General features: G+C 37.7%; 13 protein-coding genes and 3 pseudogenes. 11 read left to right on the forward strand and 5 right to left on the reverse strand.

Annotated elements, in window-relative coordinates:
- Positions 1-459: 459 nt before the first annotated feature.
- From JCM9140_RS12730 to JCM9140_RS12760, 7 genes and pseudogenes are all read left to right on the forward strand, one after another.
- Entirely contained in the window at positions 460-1299 is an 840-nt protein-coding gene (locus JCM9140_RS12730) for a S8 family peptidase (protein WP_034747019.1), read from the forward strand.
- Between the two features lie 445 nt (positions 1300-1744).
- Positions 1745-2590 (forward strand): alpha/beta fold hydrolase, encoded by an 846-nt coding sequence (locus JCM9140_RS12735; protein ID WP_034747021.1) that lies wholly within the window; start codon positions 1745-1747, stop codon positions 2588-2590.
- Positions 2580-3782: a SpoIIE family protein phosphatase gene (locus JCM9140_RS12740; RefSeq protein WP_034747023.1), complete on the forward strand. Its 1203-nt coding sequence runs from the start codon at positions 2580-2582 to the stop codon at positions 3780-3782. The genes JCM9140_RS12735 and JCM9140_RS12740 overlap by 11 nt, the downstream gene beginning before the upstream one ends.
- Before the next feature lie 276 nt (positions 3783-4058).
- Positions 4059-4535 (forward strand): CarD family transcriptional regulator, encoded by a 477-nt coding sequence (locus JCM9140_RS12745; protein WP_034747025.1) that lies wholly within the window; start codon positions 4059-4061, stop codon positions 4533-4535.
- A gap of 209 nt (positions 4536-4744) precedes the next feature.
- A complete protein-coding gene (locus tag JCM9140_RS12750; protein WP_034747027.1) occupies positions 4745-4945 on the forward strand; it encodes a cold-shock protein in 201 nt (66 codons plus the stop codon).
- A 277-nt stretch (positions 4946-5222) separates the two neighbouring features.
- A pseudogene (locus tag JCM9140_RS12755) lies at positions 5223-6322 on the forward strand (5-methyltetrahydropteroyltriglutamate--homocysteine S-methyltransferase).
- A 159-nt stretch (positions 6323-6481) separates the two neighbouring features.
- Positions 6482-7941: pseudogene (locus tag JCM9140_RS12760) on the forward strand (aldehyde dehydrogenase family protein).
- A gap of 569 nt (positions 7942-8510) precedes the next feature.
- Here JCM9140_RS12760 and JCM9140_RS12765 read toward each other — a convergent pair.
- From JCM9140_RS12765 to JCM9140_RS12775, 3 genes are all read right to left on the reverse strand, one after another.
- Positions 8511-9065, reverse strand: coding sequence for a hypothetical protein (locus JCM9140_RS12765; RefSeq protein ID WP_034747030.1), 555 nt, complete (start codon positions 9063-9065; stop codon positions 8511-8513).
- A gap of 715 nt (positions 9066-9780) precedes the next feature.
- Positions 9781-10782: a DUF3231 family protein gene (locus JCM9140_RS12770; protein ID WP_034747033.1), complete on the reverse strand. Its 1002-nt coding sequence runs from the start codon at positions 10780-10782 to the stop codon at positions 9781-9783.
- A gap of 213 nt (positions 10783-10995) precedes the next feature.
- A complete protein-coding gene (locus JCM9140_RS12775; RefSeq protein ID WP_052002247.1) occupies positions 10996-11265 on the reverse strand; it encodes a hypothetical protein in 270 nt (89 codons plus the stop codon).
- A gap of 344 nt (positions 11266-11609) precedes the next feature.
- Here JCM9140_RS12775 and JCM9140_RS12780 point away from each other — a divergent pair, with 344 nt between their 5' ends.
- Both JCM9140_RS12780 and JCM9140_RS12785 read left to right on the forward strand, forming a co-directional pair.
- Positions 11610-11810 (forward strand): cold-shock protein, encoded by a 201-nt coding sequence (locus tag JCM9140_RS12780; RefSeq protein WP_034747027.1) that lies wholly within the window; start codon positions 11610-11612, stop codon positions 11808-11810.
- 360 nt (positions 11811-12170) lie between these two features.
- Positions 12171-12527 carry a nucleotide excision repair endonuclease gene (locus tag JCM9140_RS12785; RefSeq protein WP_034747036.1) on the forward strand — a complete coding sequence of 119 codons (357 nt, stop codon included), beginning with the start codon at positions 12171-12173 and terminating at the stop codon, positions 12525-12527.
- A 139-nt stretch (positions 12528-12666) separates the two neighbouring features.
- On the opposite strand, the gene JCM9140_RS12790 is transcribed toward JCM9140_RS12785, so the two are convergent.
- A complete protein-coding gene (locus tag JCM9140_RS12790) occupies positions 12667-12789 on the reverse strand; it encodes a DUF4023 domain-containing protein (protein ID WP_439644296.1) in 123 nt (40 codons plus the stop codon).
- Positions 12790-12976: 187 nt separating this feature from the next.
- Between JCM9140_RS12790 and JCM9140_RS12795 the strand changes: the two genes are divergently transcribed.
- Together JCM9140_RS12795 and JCM9140_RS12800 are read left to right on the forward strand one after the other, a co-directional pair.
- The gene (locus JCM9140_RS12795; protein WP_034747039.1) at positions 12977-13696 is read left to right on the forward strand and encodes a DUF421 domain-containing protein; all 720 of its coding nucleotides are present in this window, start codon (positions 12977-12979) and stop codon (positions 13694-13696) included.
- Between the two features lie 375 nt (positions 13697-14071).
- Positions 14072-15081, forward strand: a pseudogene (locus JCM9140_RS12800) (LLM class flavin-dependent oxidoreductase).
- Positions 15082-15584: 503 nt separating this feature from the next.
- On the opposite strand, the gene JCM9140_RS12805 reads toward JCM9140_RS12800, so the two are convergent.
- Positions 15585-16064 (reverse strand): GNAT family N-acetyltransferase, encoded by a 480-nt coding sequence (locus JCM9140_RS12805; protein ID WP_034747041.1) that lies wholly within the window; start codon positions 16062-16064, stop codon positions 15585-15587.
- Positions 16065-16249 lie beyond the last annotated feature (185 nt).

Genomic DNA, 16249 nt, shown 5'->3' on the forward strand with positions numbered 1-16249 from the left:
GATAAAAGACAATCCAATGGATTGTCTTTTTTTACGTGTATAAACAGTAAAGAGTCTTCTTCGAATAAGTCGATGGTAACGCTATGAGTAAACTTCTTCGAAAACTCATCATGTCCCCCTGTAAGACGATCTGTTTCTTTTCGTACTACATGAGTTGTTTCCGAGAAAGCGACGTGACTATCATCCCAGGACGTTGCCAGGCACCTTAAAGCAATCCATAATGGAGTTTTTTTCTTTCTATACATACAAAAAAAGTAGAATGCATCATGTTAAGTACCATAGCTACCCAATAGTAAGTCGACATCATCGACAAAATACGGATGGGGACACTATTTTTATTTAGTGTGCTTGGAGTGTCTACTATTAGAAACTATAATAGATCATTAACCATTTTAGCAAAAATGAATATATTGTATCCTGCAACAGGTAAACTACAATAATTGCTAAAAAGGAGTAAAGATGATACGTAAACTATTTTATGTTTTCATATACTTTACTTTCGTTGTAATGATTATGGTAGGGTTGTTATTGATTTGGGATTTCGATACAGATGAAACGATAGTTGCTGTATTGGATACAGGAGTCAATGCTGAGCATAAAGATTTAAAAGGGAATATGATTGAAGGTTACAATTTTTTGGATTTCAATAATGATACTACTGATGATGATGGGCATGGAACAGCAATGGCTGGGTCTATAGTTCAACGTGATAATAATATCAAGATCCTTCCTGTCAAAATGTTAGAGGAGGAGACGGAGAATCATGTTATATCTATATCAATTCTTTATGCAATAGTTAAGGGTGCAGATGTGGTTAACATGAGCTTTTCAACAAACACTCTTGAAAGTATATTCATTCGTCCGGTTATATGGTTAGGACAACAGAAAGGTGTTATATTTGTTGGTGCCACTGGAAACAACAGTAAAGATAAAGTTGCTTTTCCTGCATCTGTAGAAGGTGTGTTTGCCATAGGTAATGTAGATCCTTATGGAAGATTTGCAGAAAAAAGTAATTACGGAAAAAGAACCGATTTTGTAAAAGATGGACAATATGCTACCTTGCCTAGGCACGATGATAATAAAAAATATACGAATATGAAGGGAACTAGTGTAGCAAGCGCCAGGTTTTCTGGGAATATTGCTTATTTATTAAACATGGACCCTCTTTTAAATAAAAAGCAAATAGAACAAATAATGTCTGAATGCTCTCAGTCGGTTTCATATAAAGAGAGGGAATTTAGATTTGTGAAAATGAGATCGTTACATTTATGTAAAAAAGGTTCAGGATATGTCTATTAAGACAAGTAGGTAGTAAGAAAACAGTGAATCTAATCCTGTTGCTTCTCCCACTTATACGGTGGGTAAATGATAGTAAAGTTGGGTCGGGGGGACAGGTACCTCGGCCCACTTTTTTGCGTATATCATCGTCTCAATTGGGCTCACGTTGCGTAATCGTTAATCAATGTTTCAGTCTCAAAATAAGTGCTAAAGAAACTTGAATACTCAACACCTTACTTTTGATATATTCTCTTGATTTAAATCCAAGTGGCCTCTCGCTCCATTAATTAGCCATCGTAAAAGAAGCAGAGATTTCTCGCCGCTCCTATCTATATAGAGGAACTCACAAAGAGCGATGGCCCTGCGCAACAGGGAATTGTCTATTAATTTATGTAATTTCTCTATTTATTAGCCAAACTTTGTTATGATAGATAGTACATAAATCAAATCGAAGGAGGTATTAGTCATGACAGAGAGTGCGCTAACTCGAAACAATGTGACCATTATTGGAAAAGGGAAGCAGCCAGTGATTTTTGCATCAGGTTTTGGCTTTGATCAAAAAGTATGGGCGACTATTGCTGAATCATTTGAAGAGGATTATCAAGTGATTTTATTTGATTATGTTGGGTTCGGGAATTCAGATGTAACGGCTTATGATCCGGAGAAATATCGTACCATTTCTGGTTATGTAGAGGACGTACTTGAAATTTGTAACGAGTTAGATTTAGTTAATGCGATCTTTGTGGGGCATTCAGTTGGAGGTATGATCGGACTGCTTGCGTCTATCCAACAGCCCGCTACGATTTCAACATTGGTCATGATTGGATCTTCCCCTTCTTTTTTGAATGAACCCAACTATCATGGAGGTTTTGAAAAAGAGGAACTAGATGCTTTATTAGAGCTAATGGAGAAAAATTATTTTGAGTGGACGACGTTGATTGCTGAAACTATTATGAACGGGTCGAATCAACCTGAGATGAAGACAGGGATAGAGGAACAGTTTCGCTTCAATGCCGCGGATATTACATACGAATTTGCCAAAGTCTGTTTTTTTACAGACTACCGTGAATACTTACAAGACAACACCGTACCAACTTTACTTATACATAGTCATAACGATCTTTTTGTTCCAGAGGAAGTTTCTCAATACATGAAAGAGAAGCTACCAAATAGTACGATTTCCTACTTACCCACGACCGGTCACTGTCCGCATATTAGTCATCCAAAAGAAATTTTGGATACAATGAAAAGGTTTTTAAATGAACAATCGAAAAGTGTTATAAAAAGTACAGGTGCTCTATATGGAAAGTAATTTAAATACTTTACCTGGTGGCCTTTTAACGCTTTCGAAGGATTATGAGATTCTATCAATTAATCAAACATTATTAGATATGCTTCACTATGATAAAGAACAATTAATGGGGAAAAGTGTCCGTTCCATCCTATATAAATCTACTCAAGCATTCTTCCAATTTATTTTTCATCCACTTTTCATTCAAAAGCAAGAAGTAGAAGAGTTGCATTTACAGTTTATGTCTCAAAAAGGGGAAGAAGTACCGGTACTCATGTATGCTTCGGCTAAAGAGGATGAAAGCATCTCATGTGTGGTTGTCTCCAACAAGAAAAGAAATAATTACGAAAATCAATTGCTTGAAGCAAAAAGGATTGCAGAAGAGAGATTAGTAGAAAAAGAACAGCTTAATGCTGAATTAAAGCGAGTTCTAGAATATTTAGAAAAAAAGCAAGAAGAAATTCTAAGAATTAATAAACAAAATCACCAATATAAAATGGATACCCAAAAGGAACTGAAACTAGCTAAAAAAATACAAGAGACGATCTTAACAGAAGCAATTGATAATGAGCATCTTCAAATTGAGTCCTTCTATCAGGCTTCTAATGAATTGTCAGGTGATATTTATGGATTTTACCAAATAAATGAGAATCAGTATGGAATAATCTTGTTAGATGTTATGGGACATGGGATCTCTTCATCTCTTATTACGATGTCACTTGTTACTTTGTTTCAGCGATTAATATCAAAAGGAGTTCCATCAAATCAAATAATGAAAGAATTAGATGATCAAATGCATCATTTCTTTGAAAGTGACGATGATGCCTGGCATTATTGTACAGCTATTTACATTCTCATTGATACAAAAGAACAAACGGTTGAATACATTAATGCAGGTCACCCGCCTGCTATTTATCGAGATTCTACGGGGGTACAAAAAGAGCTGAAAACTCAAGGGCCACCTATTGGGTCATTCAAAGGGATCAATTTCAAATCTTCTCAATTCTCATACACAAGAGGAGCAAGGATTCTCCTATATACTGATGGGGTTTCCGATCCTCTTGAACAAGATTATTTGAGTTCATGGATAGACCAACATGCTTTTGATTCTTTACATGGATGTAAAGAAAAACTGTCGAAAACGCTACAAGAAGAGAGAAACAGTTATTATCGAAGCGATGACCAATGTTTTATTTTAATTGATTTGAAATAATAATGGTAATGGCTGCAATAGCATTGAAATTATGGGTCGGAGGACAGATACCTCGGCCCACTTTTTTTATGGAGACAGCATCCCAAGTGGACATGTGGGTCGCGGGGACAGGTTCCTTGACCCACTTAAAACCAGGGTTGAAACCAAATGATTTCTATTATTTTTGTTTTGGGAGATTTTTGAAGGGGAAGTAGTTGACCTGTTTTGTGAGTATATGGTATTATTAAAAATTTGTTAAAAATAATATCTGTGTTATACTTAAGTAGGTTGTACTATATGGAGGTGGATTTTTTGTTTCAAATTGGCGATAACATTTTTTATCCCATGCACGGAGTAGGTATAATAAAAGCCATAGAAGAAAAGGAAATCTCAGGGGAAAAACAACAGTATTATGTCATGGAAATGTTAATCAGTCATATGCAAGTCATGATTCCTACGAGTAAAGTATCGAGTTTAAATATAAGACCAGTTACGGACATAATTGAATTAAAAAACATCATTCACGTTTTTCAGCACGGAGAAACAGACGCATTGCTGCCGTGGAAACAAAGGTATAAACTGAACACGGACAAAATGAAAACGGGTAAGATACAAGAAGGTGCAGAAGTTGTACGTGATTTAAGGCGTATGAAGAAAGAGAAAGCACTTAATTCAAGCGAAAAAAAAATGTTCGATAACGCGCAAGAATTTTTGATTAGTGAACTGAGATTAATTAAAGGGATCACTGAAAATCAAATAAACAGTTTTTGTTAAGTATAGATAAGCATCACATCTTTTATGAGACTGGTATTTATTTCAAATTATGCACAGTTTGCTTTTCTGGAAATGATCTGTTAGTCTTAAGAAGAATTATTTTTGTTCGATCTCTAGGAATGAATAAGTGCTTAAACTTTTCGCCTTTGATAACTGAACATCTATAGTAATAAATTGGTGGACATCATCCGCCGTAGGAGGAAACAAACATGCAAGAAGGTACAGTAAAATGGTTTAACGCAGAAAAAGGATTCGGTTTCATCGAAGTTGAAGGTGGAGATGATGTATTCGTACATTTCTCAGCTATCCAAGGCGAAGGATTTAAATCTTTAGATGAAGGCCAAAAAGTTACATTTGATGTTGAGCAAGGTCAACGTGGACCTCAAGCTGTAAATGTAAACAAGGCATAATAAAGGAAAAAGGACTCTAGATTAGAGTCCTTTTTTTTGTGCAAAAAAGACAATACAAGAAAGGGCGGACTACTCTATAGTGCCCCTTTACAGCAGTTATTTTCTGTCTCGACTCAACATTATACCTTTGCAATAAATAATGACGGGCTATAGCAAATTATCGATGATATAGCTTTTAGTTATAGCTACCTATTAATTATAGCAGTTACGCTATACCCCAGCTCCGATGCTATGATACATATACAAAATAGCATACAGATAAAGGGAGATGAAGAGAATGACCGTAAAAACAAAAGTGCCGTTTCGTGCTGATCATGTAGGTAGTTTCTTAAGACCTGAACGTTTAAAAGAAGCGCGGTTAAAAAAGCAAAGAAATGAAATAACAGCTGAGCAGCTTCGAGCGATTGAAGATGAGGAAATTATTCGCTTAGTTGAGAAACAAAAGGAAGTTGGATTACAGGCAGTCACAGACGGGGAGCTAAGACGTGCATGGTGGCACTTTGATTTTCTTTCGGAACTAGAGGGTGTGGAGCTATTCGAGACAGATTCTGGTATTCAATTTAAAGGAGTTCAAACAAAGGCCCATGGTATCAAGGTCTCTGGAAAAGTGGACTTTACAAATCATCCAATGATTGAAGACTATAAGTTTTTACATAGTATTGCTGGTGAACATGTAGCGAAATATACAATCCCAAGTCCGAACATGTTATTTTTCAGAGGTCAAATTGAAGAATCTGCTTACACAGATGACGCTCAATTATTTGACGATTTAATTGTAACCTATCAAAAAGCCATTCAAGCCTTTTATGATGCAGGGTGCCGTTACCTTCAATTAGACGATACATCATGGTCTGTCTTCTTTTCTGAAGAGGGGCAAAAATTGATTGCGGCTAAGGGACATAAGCCTGAAACACTCGCTACATTATTTGCTCGAGCGATTAATGATCTATTGCTAAAAAGCCAGACGATATGGTGATTACGATGCATATTTGTCGTGGGAACTTTAAATCAACTTATGTGGCAAGCGGTGGTTATGATAATGTCGCTGAAATCATTTTTGGGGGTTTGAATGTTGATGGACTGTTCTTAGAGTTTGATGATGAGCGTTCAGGCGGATTTGAACCGTTACGTTTTGTAAAACGTGATGACCTTCAGCTTGTACTTGGCCTTATCACATCTAAATTTGGTGATTTAGAAAACCCTGAACATGTAAAAGCTCGAATTAAGGAAGCAGCTGAATATGTTGGTTTAGATCAAATTTGTTTAAGCCCGCAATGCGGTTTTGCTTCAACGGAAGAAGGTAACCTTCTAACAGAAGAGCAACAATGGGAAAAGGTTCGTCACGTTGTTCAGATCGCAGAGGATGTTTGGAAGTAAAAGAAAAAAGGGACTTCCTAGTCAATAGGAGGTTCCTTAACTAATAACCTTGAAAATTACGTTTAACTTGGAGAGTTAACAACCGAAATTATACATATACACGTATACCTATTATAAAAGCTTGGATTCAAAGCTGAATCCCAAATGGAGGGGAAAATCATGACGAAGTTCACTGATTTAGGGAAAAATTATATTAATGGGGAGTGGGTCGAGGGATTAAGTGAACGGACGTATCAAAATGTGAATCCATACAATCAAACGGTTATTGCTGCTATTCCTGTGGCGACCATTGATCAGGTTAGAGAAGCGTATCAAGCAGCAAGTACTGCTCAAAAAGAGTGGGCCAAGTCCACCCCTGAACGAAGAAAAGAAGTACTAGAGAAGGCAGCGCAATACATCAAAGATCATGCAGACGACATTGTTAACATGATTATAGAAGAATCAGGTGGGACCATTTTAAAAGGACGTGTCGAGGTGAAATTGGCTCTTGAGGAGCTAGAGGAAGCAACAAATATGGTTAATGAGATTTATACCTATCAAGAAGTTTCCTCGCATACACCAGGGAAAAGTAATCGTGTTTATCGACTTCCACTTGGAGTTATCACATGTATTACACCATTTAACTTCCATATGAATCTAGCATGCGAACAATTGCTCCGGCCATTGCATTAGGGAATGCTCTCGTTCATAAGGCTGACATTCAAACAGGGATTACAGGGGGCTCAATTATTGCAAAAGCATTTGAAGAAGCCGGATTGCCAAAGGGAGTATTCAATTCAATTCTAACAGACGTTGAGGAAGTGGGAGATGAGTTCTTAACCAATCCTCATTCGGACTTTATCAGCTTTACGGGTTCAACACCAGTAGGAAGATATATTGCTGGAATTGCAGGGCAACAATTAAAACGAGTTGCATTAGAATTAGGTGGAAACAGTCCGTTTGTTGTCCTTAGTGATGCAGATGTAGACCAGGCTGTAGATGCGGCTGTTTTTGGGAAGTTTGTTCATAATGGACAGATTTGCATGAGTATTAATCGGATCATTGTACAGAAAGACTGTTACGATGAATTTGTATCAAAATTTGTAGACCGTGTCAAAGCATTGCAGGTAGGAGATCCCAAAGATCCAGAAACTGTTATTGGACCAGTTATTAATGAAAAGCAAGCAGATAAAATTAATAACTTAATTACTCAAGCAAAACAAGAGGGGCTAAAAGTAGCTCTAGAGGGTGAGCGTAGAGGAAATGTAATCCCACCGCATATTTTTGTTGATGTGCCAAATGACTCAACCCTTGCACAAACTGAGCTTTTTGGACCAGTGGCTCAAATTGTTCCTGCCGAGACGGACGAAGAGGCCATTCAACTAGCAAGTGAAACTGAATATGGATTATCATCCGCTATTTTCACAAGGGATGTAAAAAAGGGAGAACAGTTTGCTCAAAAAATCGAAGCAGGAATGACTCATATTAATGATCAAACGGTAAATGATCAGGCAAATGTCATGTTTGGAGGAACTAAAGCAAGCGGCATAGGCCGTTTCGGAAATCCGTGGATTGTCGAAGAACTAACCATTAGTAAATGGGTTTCGGTACAGAGTGAGTATAGAACATTTCCGTTTTAGGAGGAGGCGCTATTTTTAGTAGCAGCTGGAGAAGGGCAAGGTCAACGTGGACCTCAAGCTGTAAAATGTAAACAAGACAGAATCATGGAAAAAGGACTCTAGATTAGAGTCCTTTTTTGTGTGCAAAAAAGGCTAACTAAGGAATGCCTGACCTCTTAACAAATCCGATAGCTAAACCCTATGGTACAAGTCTATATTTTCGAATTGTCGGTTCTGGCATTTACACGTAGTCAGCCTCGGGGCAAACATGATACAAGTGGTAAATGGTTAGATGAAGCATAACACACAATACGTAGAATACCTAATTTCATTATCATGAGTCTTCTTACGCATAAATATGGGTCAAGGAACCTGTCCCCATGACCCAAAAGAGAAGGAATGGTGCCCTTTTTGAGGAGGGTAGCATGAAAAAGGGAACGAAAGAGAAGGAATGGTGCCCTTTTTGAGGAGGGTAGCATGAAAAAGGGAACGAAAGAGAAGGAATGGTGCCCTTTTTGAGGAGAGCAGCATATAGAGAATCGCGGGCTGTGCTCACCCGCTTTTTTATTGAGGAACAGTGCTGTTTCATACTACAACGATTCTACTGGAATAATATCTGAAATGAGCGGAGAATTTAGTGAGAAAAGACAATACAAGTCAGGCCCTTCATTTTGTGCTTTGCCATTTTTTATGACAAAACCTTCATACCCCTCACGAATAAGGCTGTTACGGAAGTTTTCATTGGCTTCCTCCATATTTAAAAGAATTGCCTCATCTTTCCAGGTGAAGTTCGATTTTCTTGCATGAATATATTCACAATAATTATCGCGGTCATTCATAAACAGTTCATAAGGGGAAACGGTATGAGAATTATATATTTTAAGATGCGGTTCATCTAGAAATATTTTGTAAATAAAGCCAATTACCGGCTGATCAACTTGAATAACCTTAGGTGCTCCATCTTCCCAAAATTCTGTTTCAGACTTTTGAGTAACTTTTTTTGTTCCTATTGCATAAGGCTTAGCAGACGGAATGTCAGATGTAAGCCAAAAGCCAATTGTACCAATTACGTTATCGACGTTTTGAACCTTTGCTGTATTCGTAAAATCTTCTATTTTCTGCATAGCACCGAAATAAGCAATCATGTTCAGCACCTCCCATTTTTAAAATACCCAATTCTGATTTGAACATTAATGAAAAAAGTTAATTTAAAAATATTAGAGGCCCCGCTTGTCATTTAACACCCGTATCATCCAGTCGGAAAAGTAGGGTGAAGGGTTCAACGCTATTTGCGAAAGCTTTTTACTCGGTCGCTTCGGGCTAAATCATATGATTTAAAAAAAAGGATAAACTGAAGAAGAAACGAAGAAAGGAGTTGTGAAAAGATGACCAAAAAGTACAACAAAGGCGGTAGCCGTAATCAAAATGCACCAGAATTACACGGCAAAGAACCAGCTAGCGGTGATAACAATAAAGGAAATAAAAAGAGATAAGGTTGAAGTGGGTCATGGGGACAGGTACCTTGACCCACTTTTTGGTAAGTGGACACACGTTCCACTATTTCGTGATGAAGAGATGTCAAAATGGTGATTTTTAGCAAATAGTGGATTATGGAAAAGGGACTCTAGATTAGAGTTCTATTTTTGTACAAACAACCAATACAAACAAGGCTGACTAAATGAATGCCTGACCTTTTAACAAATTGGATAAATAAACTTATGGTATAAGTCTATCTCTATTCTCGAATTCGCGGTCTGGCATTTTCCTTAGTCAGCCTCATATGAATACGTAGAATACCCAATTTCATTATCACACTCTTATCCCACAAAAAGAGGTGGAACCTGTCCCCCTGACCCACTATTAATTAGATAAATTCTTTTTATTTATTGGTTGAGGGGGTTCTTCTAACCAGCTCTGGCCAATCATAATATTTATACCATCATTAGCATAGGTAGTGACTTCTGCTGTTAAACGCACGTATGTTGTCACGATATCGGTTCTTAAACTGGCTGCAGCCGCTGTTGAGTAGTTTGAGGTACTTGATTGTATCAGCAGTGCTGTATGGAACATGATTAGCTTGTCCGAGAATGGTGCAGTTGTTGAGTTAGACACTGTAAGGTCTGATGGCATCGGTACAGGAATGTAATCGTCTGTTAAAATGTTGGAGAACTGTTCAATATGTTTGGTAGCTATTTCTTTTCCTCTATTGCAATATTTACGTACTTCTTTTGCCTTGGCTACTTGGGCAAGTCCGGATAATAATATTTGTCCTACTAAATTGGTTTCAATATTGGCATAAACATGAGTTATTTCAATAACATTTATCGTTCTAGGATTCATCGTTAAAAGACCACGTTTATAATTTTTTTGATCAATAAAGTCTATTTCGTTATCCGTAATAACATAAGGTGGCCTGATAAATAAACCCTTCGACAATAGGGCATCACTTGTTTTGTTGTACATCTCTGTTGATGTTTGAATGGCTTTGCTTAGCCAATCACGCACACTTGTCTTTGCTGAAGTAGCTAGAGCCACACCGTAAACCGACAAACCTACCTTTGCCATATTCTTGATGTAGTTTAGGTAATATGTATCTGAATAAAGACGAGGAGCATTTACATTCACATCCTCATCTGAAAACCCAACAGGAATTGACTGTTTATCTTCTTTAAGAATTCTTTGCGATTCTTGCAAGTTTTCTTCTGACGTATGTAGTGCGTATGTGACCACTGATTTGATATCTTCATCTTCCACATGTTCTAGAAAGTATTTAAACACACAGATGGCCATGCTATTGTTTTGACAACTACTCCAAAGTGTTGCAATTTCAGATGCTGTTAATCTAGTTTGATGCTCCTTCATAAGACCCTCTCCTTATACCATATTAGTTATTATGATATACGCCTTTTTAATTCTCATCCTTATTTAGAATAAAAATTATTCAATGGGTCATGGGGACAGGTACCTTGACCCATTTATAGCGGATCATCTCAGTAAGTGAACTCGTTCAGAATGTTTAGGTTAAGGGTGGCAATGAAAAATTGCACCCTTATTAATCATTTTACAGATCTAACATTATTTTGAGGATTTTGTTACCTTAACCGTTGTTGTAGTTGTTTGTTGAGGGGAGCTACTATTTTGTAATTGTTGTGATACCTGTTGCTGTGCTTGTTGAAGCTGATTGTTTGTCTGTTGTAGTTCTTGAGTTCCAGATTGAAGTTGTTGCTGAGCTTGTAACAGAGATTGTTGAGCCTGTTGAATTTGTTGCGGATCTGCTGATGCCTGAGCAGCAGTAAGAGCTTGTTCTGCTTGTTGTAAAGCTTGTTGAAGTTGTTGTTGATTCATAAAATAAAACCTCCAAAATGATATTTAGGCTTAATCGCCCATTGATATAGTTCTCTAATGAGGTTAACTATATGTTGCTAGTTTAAATTTCCAAATTAGGAAGTGGATCAGAACTGGAGGCATCGTCTCAAGCGGATTTATGTCAGGAAATAAAAAGCTTTTTGTTTTGGTAGAAATTCCAAATGAATCACAGTTTGCTTTTCTGGAAATGATCTGTTATTCTAAAGAAGAATTATTTTTGTTCGATCTGTAGGAATGAATAAGTGGTTTAAACTTTTCGCCTTTGATACCTGAACATCTATAGTAATAAATGGTGGACGTATCCACCGCAGGAGGAAACAAACATGCAAGAAGGTACAGTAAAATGGTTTAACGCAGAAAAAGGATTCGGTTTCATCGAAGTTGAAGGTGGAGATGATGTATTCGTACATTTCTCAGCTATCCAAGGCGAAGGATTTAAATCTTTAGATGAAGGCCAAAAAGTTACATTTGATGTAGAGCAAGGTCAACGCGGACCTCAAGCTGTAAATGTAAACAAGGCATAATCATGGAAAAAGGACTCTAGATTAGAGTCCTTTTTTTGTGCAAAAAACCAATATAAAAAAGGCTGACTAATGAAGTCAGCCTCGGGGCAAACATGATACTGGTGGTAAAATGGTTAGATGAAGCATAACACACAATGCCTAGAATACCTAATGTTTCTTAAAATTTATCTTAATATGCCTCTCTCATAATCGTTAAAGGATTGTAGGGTGGAAACCTAAAACGTTATGTCGGTATTATTTTAATGTGGCTGACCTGAGTTTTTTGTAAAGGATGATATTTACTGAATGGGCATAAAGAATTAAGAGGAACAACTATACATATCGATTTTATAGCTACAGTTAAGAAGGAAGTGAACGTTCGTGATCAATATAACGATTCCAACACCGAATGTAACGATTGCTAAACAGGACCATCCAGAACTAAGTAATATCTATGGATTTACTGATTTTCATCTAATCCCTAGAGATAAGGGTGGCATTTTTATGTTTTATAATGAGAAGAAAGAGTTATTGTTCGTCGGTAAGGCAAGGAAGTTAAGACAAAGAATCAAAAAACATTTTGAAGATACGGTAGCGCCAATCAAAACGAATAGAGATGAAGTGACGAAAATTGAGGTTTGTGTAATCGAAGACCCTGTACATAGAGAAATCTATGAGACGTTTATGATTAATGAACTCAAGGCAAAGTACAATGTAGACAAAGTGTTCTTTAGATGATATTTGAATGGGTCAGGGGGACAGGTACCTTGACCCACCCTTGTTGGGCCAAGTGGCCTCACGCTTTCCGTGTTTAAGATGTTATAGTTGCATACAAAAAGGATTTGTCGTGGACAAATCCTTTTTTGCTGCTGATTCCTTAATGTTGCTTATGCGGTAATTTCTTTTCAGGATGTCCGTTTCCTTGACGCTTTCTATTTTGTTCATCCTTTTGTTGCTTGTCATGTAGTTTGTCGATAAATTGTTTTGTATCGTCCATCATGCATCGTCCTTCCTGATTTTATTTGCTTTACTAGGGTTTCCGGTGGAGGGGAAAACATGTATGGATTTGAGTTGAACTTGCAGCAAAGAAGAAGTGCTAAAAGTAATAACTGTAAGTCCTATTGGAGATAACTATCCTGAAACTCATGCAGCTTATATACTCCAAAAAAGGAATTAGGTGAAACCATATGGAGGTTCTAAAAGAGTCAGCAATTATATTAGTGAGAATTATTACGATCTTCCCGTTATTTTTATTAATCACACAGTATATGGGCAAACGATCCATTGGAGAAATGCCTATTTTTGATTTTCTGATTATTATGACCTTAGCCAATGTTGTAGGAGCTGACATTGCTGATCCAGAAGTGGATCATGCTTATACTTATTTAGCCATTATCGTTATTCCCCTGGTACAAAGATTAACTGCTTACTTATCCATTACGAATCGAAAAATAGGGAAAAAAATAACGTTTGAACCTACGCTAGTCATTCAAGATGGGAAAATCTTAGCGGGAAACTTAAAAAAGATTAGGTATAGCATTGATAACGTGTTGCAAATGTTACGACAAAAAAATATTTTTGATATAAGTGATGTGAAAATTGCCATTATCGAAGCAAATGGACAAATAAGTGTGTTAAAAAAAGAAAATAAATTGGGAGTAACCATTGAGGATATAGATGCAAAAAAGAAAAGCAAAAGTTTGTCTTATCCATTAATTATGGAAGGGAAAATTTACGAAGATATATTAAACTATTTAGGCTTAAATCGACAATGGTTAATGGCTGAATTACACAGAAGACAGGTTGCGCAACTAAATCGCGTCTTCTTCGCTTCCATTAATGATGACCGGGAACTTCACGTTTCCCTAAAAACTGAACAACAACAAATGCCACCTATTTACAATTAACGAAGGGTTTGTTTTAAAATCGTTGTAATGGCTACCTATGTTGAAAAGGTCAATGAATATTACTAAGTCATTTGCTACACTGTACAATGACACTGTTGAAAAATTATGGAGACGATGACGCTACTTAAGCGGTCGTCTCTTCGTCGTATTTTACCTAACGAGTTTCAAACTAGATTCTTATGTCAAAGTATAACTGGCTTTGTATGATTTTACGTAAAGTAAAAGGAGCAGGATTCTTTAATAAGAAAACGATTTGCACACGGATGCAACCTTTCAACTAAGTCATTTCATTTTAAAAACGTGTATTCTCCCTGTTATGATAAGAAGAAATTATGATCCAACAAAGTAAAGCTAAAAGAAAGAAGTGTATATTCCATGCCCATAACTAGACCAGCAAATTCCATCAACGATATATCTTTTTCCGTTCTTGATCTTGCATCGATCGTGCAAGGGGGGACGGCTAGCCAATCCTTTCAACATTCGATAGAGTTAGCTCAGTTAACGGAAAAACTAGGCTTTAAACGGTACTGGTTAGCGGAGCACCATAATATGCCCGGCATCGCAAGCTCTGCAACATCGGTCGTCATCGGTCATGTAGCAGCACATACGTCTACGATTCGTGTAGCTCGGGTGGAATCATGCTTCCCAACCATTCGCCACTTGTAATCGCGGAGCAATTCGGAACGCTCGAAGCGATGTTTCCAGGCCGAATTGATTTAGGATTAGGACGTGCACCGGGAACGGACCAACGAACAGCTCATGCGCTGCGTGGGGCAAACTACACGAATGGCGATGATTTTCCGGAGCAATTAGAGCAACTGCAAGCGTACTTCCAAGGTACGGCAGCGGTAAAAGCCATCCCTGGTGAAGGGGCGAATATCCCTATTTGGCTGTTGGGTTCAAGCGGCTTTAGCGCCAGATTATCAGCACAACTAGGAATGCCGTTTGCTTTCGCTAGTCACTTTTCACCAGAAAACACACTGCCAGCTTTGCAATTGTATTATGAGAATTTCCAACCGTCGGAGGAATATAAAGAGCCTTACGCCATGGTAGCAGTAAATGTCATCGCGGCAGATACAGATGAGGATGCAGAATTTCTAGCGACTTCCATCAAACAAAGCTTCCTAAACATGATGAGGAACACACCATCACAGCTGCAACCACCAATAAAGAATTTGAATGAGCTCATGACCCCATATGAAAAGGCAGTCCTAGAAAAACAACTAGCTTCCACCATCATCGGAAGTCCGAACAAAGTAAAGAAAGAGTTGGAATTGTTCTTAGAGGAGACAAGAGCAGACGAGATTATGGTGAGCACCATGGTCTATGACCACAAAGCCCGACTCTACTCCCACCAACTCGTTGCAGAAATCATGGGGTTATAGGAAGTGGGTCACGGGGACAGGTAGAGGCCATTGAAAAAGGTAAAAACCAACCTTTTTCAGTGACTTTTATTTAAGTAGGAATGGCTCCGCACGTTGCGCGCTTGTTATGAGAAACCCACTCATACCAAGCTTTTTCAAAAGACTGCAACGGCTTCGCGCATTCCTTCGAGGGCACTGAAAAAGGTGAAAGTCGACCTTTTTCAGTGCCCTCGGACAGGTACCTTGACCCACTTCCTAGCGGGACGAGGTGCCATCATGATCCCAGGCGGACTCACGTTCCGTTATCTGTGACAAAAACAGTGATTTTCGAGTGTTCGCGGACAGAGGTTCCGCTATTTCATCTTTGAGAGGTGTGAGGAAGGCGATTTTCAGGAAATAGCGGATTCTCTGTCCGCGAAACCTTTCAAAATGCTAGTTTTTGGTGAAATAGCGGAACCAGTGTCCGCTTACTTGGTATAAGTAGTGACAGGCACTAGTAGTTAGTTTTTAACCTAAACCTTTCGTTAGTCGATGACTTTTATTAATTCAATTTCATCGCGGATAGGGATCCCATCATTACCGATGAAGGGAATCTCTGGTTTGATCTTTCTTGCTTTCTCAACAGCGTTATTAATAACTTTGGACATGAAAAAACCTCGTTTTTGATAAAACTTTAATGCTACTAAATTATCGTTAGTTGTTATGAGTTTGACGAGTTTACATTTTCTTTGAAGAGCAAGATTTTCTACCTCTTGAACTAAGGTTGTCCCTATCCCTCTTCCTTCTTCGATACTATCTAGTGAAATGATTTCGCATTCGTTATCTTTAATGATGTAAGTAATTAAGCCAATCATTTTCTCTTCTTCATTTAGGATAGTAAAACCATCTAATGTACTGCAATCATAGGTTCCAGTAGATATAACCATTTCTGAACTACCCCAATGCAATTGGAGAAATTCTATTATCTTATTTTTAGACAACGCCTCAGTAGAGTAGATTTTCATGATATAGACACCACAATTTTAATATAGTTTTTGTTCCACTTTTTACAAGAATATTCCATATGAACATTCTTAATGTTAACATAAAAAATGGGTCACGGGGACAGGTAGAGGCCACTGAAAAAGGTAAAAACCAACCTTTTTCAGTGACTTTTATTTAAGTAGGAATGGCTCCGCACGTTGCGCGC

The sequence above is a fragment of the Halalkalibacter wakoensis JCM 9140 genome (assembly GCF_000513095.1).
Lineage (GTDB): Bacteria > Bacillota > Bacilli > Bacillales > Bacillaceae_D > Halalkalibacter > Halalkalibacter wakoensis.

What these genes read in the sequence shown, in the direction of transcription:
- JCM9140_RS12730 (WP_034747019.1), top strand. Translation starts at nt 460, where the DNA reads ATGATACGTAAACTATTTTATGTTTTCATATACTTTACTTTCGTTGTA.
- JCM9140_RS12735 (WP_034747021.1), top strand. Translation starts at nt 1,745, where the DNA reads ATGACAGAGAGTGCGCTAACTCGAAACAATGTGACCATTATTGGAAAA.
- JCM9140_RS12740 (WP_034747023.1), top strand. Translation starts at nt 2,580, where the DNA reads ATGGAAAGTAATTTAAATACTTTACCTGGTGGCCTTTTAACGCTTTCG.
- JCM9140_RS12745 (WP_034747025.1), top strand. Translation starts at nt 4,059, where the DNA reads ATGGAGGTGGATTTTTTGTTTCAAATTGGCGATAACATTTTTTATCCC.
- JCM9140_RS12750 (WP_034747027.1), top strand. Translation starts at nt 4,745, where the DNA reads ATGCAAGAAGGTACAGTAAAATGGTTTAACGCAGAAAAAGGATTCGGT.
- JCM9140_RS12765 (WP_034747030.1), bottom strand. Translation starts at nt 9,065, where the DNA reads ATGATTGCTTATTTCGGTGCTATGCAGAAAATAGAAGATTTTACGAAT.
- JCM9140_RS12770 (WP_034747033.1), bottom strand. Translation starts at nt 10,782, where the DNA reads ATGAAGGAGCATCAAACTAGATTAACAGCATCTGAAATTGCAACACTT.
- JCM9140_RS12775 (WP_052002247.1), bottom strand. Translation starts at nt 11,265, where the DNA reads ATGAATCAACAACAACTTCAACAAGCTTTACAACAAGCAGAACAAGCT.
- JCM9140_RS12780 (WP_034747027.1), top strand. Translation starts at nt 11,610, where the DNA reads ATGCAAGAAGGTACAGTAAAATGGTTTAACGCAGAAAAAGGATTCGGT.
- JCM9140_RS12790 (WP_439644296.1), bottom strand. Translation starts at nt 12,789, where the DNA reads ATGATGGACGATACAAAACAATTTATCGACAAACTACATGACAAGCAA.
- JCM9140_RS12795 (WP_034747039.1), top strand. Translation starts at nt 12,977, where the DNA reads ATGGAGGTTCTAAAAGAGTCAGCAATTATATTAGTGAGAATTATTACG.
- JCM9140_RS12805 (WP_034747041.1), bottom strand. Translation starts at nt 16,064, where the DNA reads ATGAAAATCTACTCTACTGAGGCGTTGTCTAAAAATAAGATAATAGAA.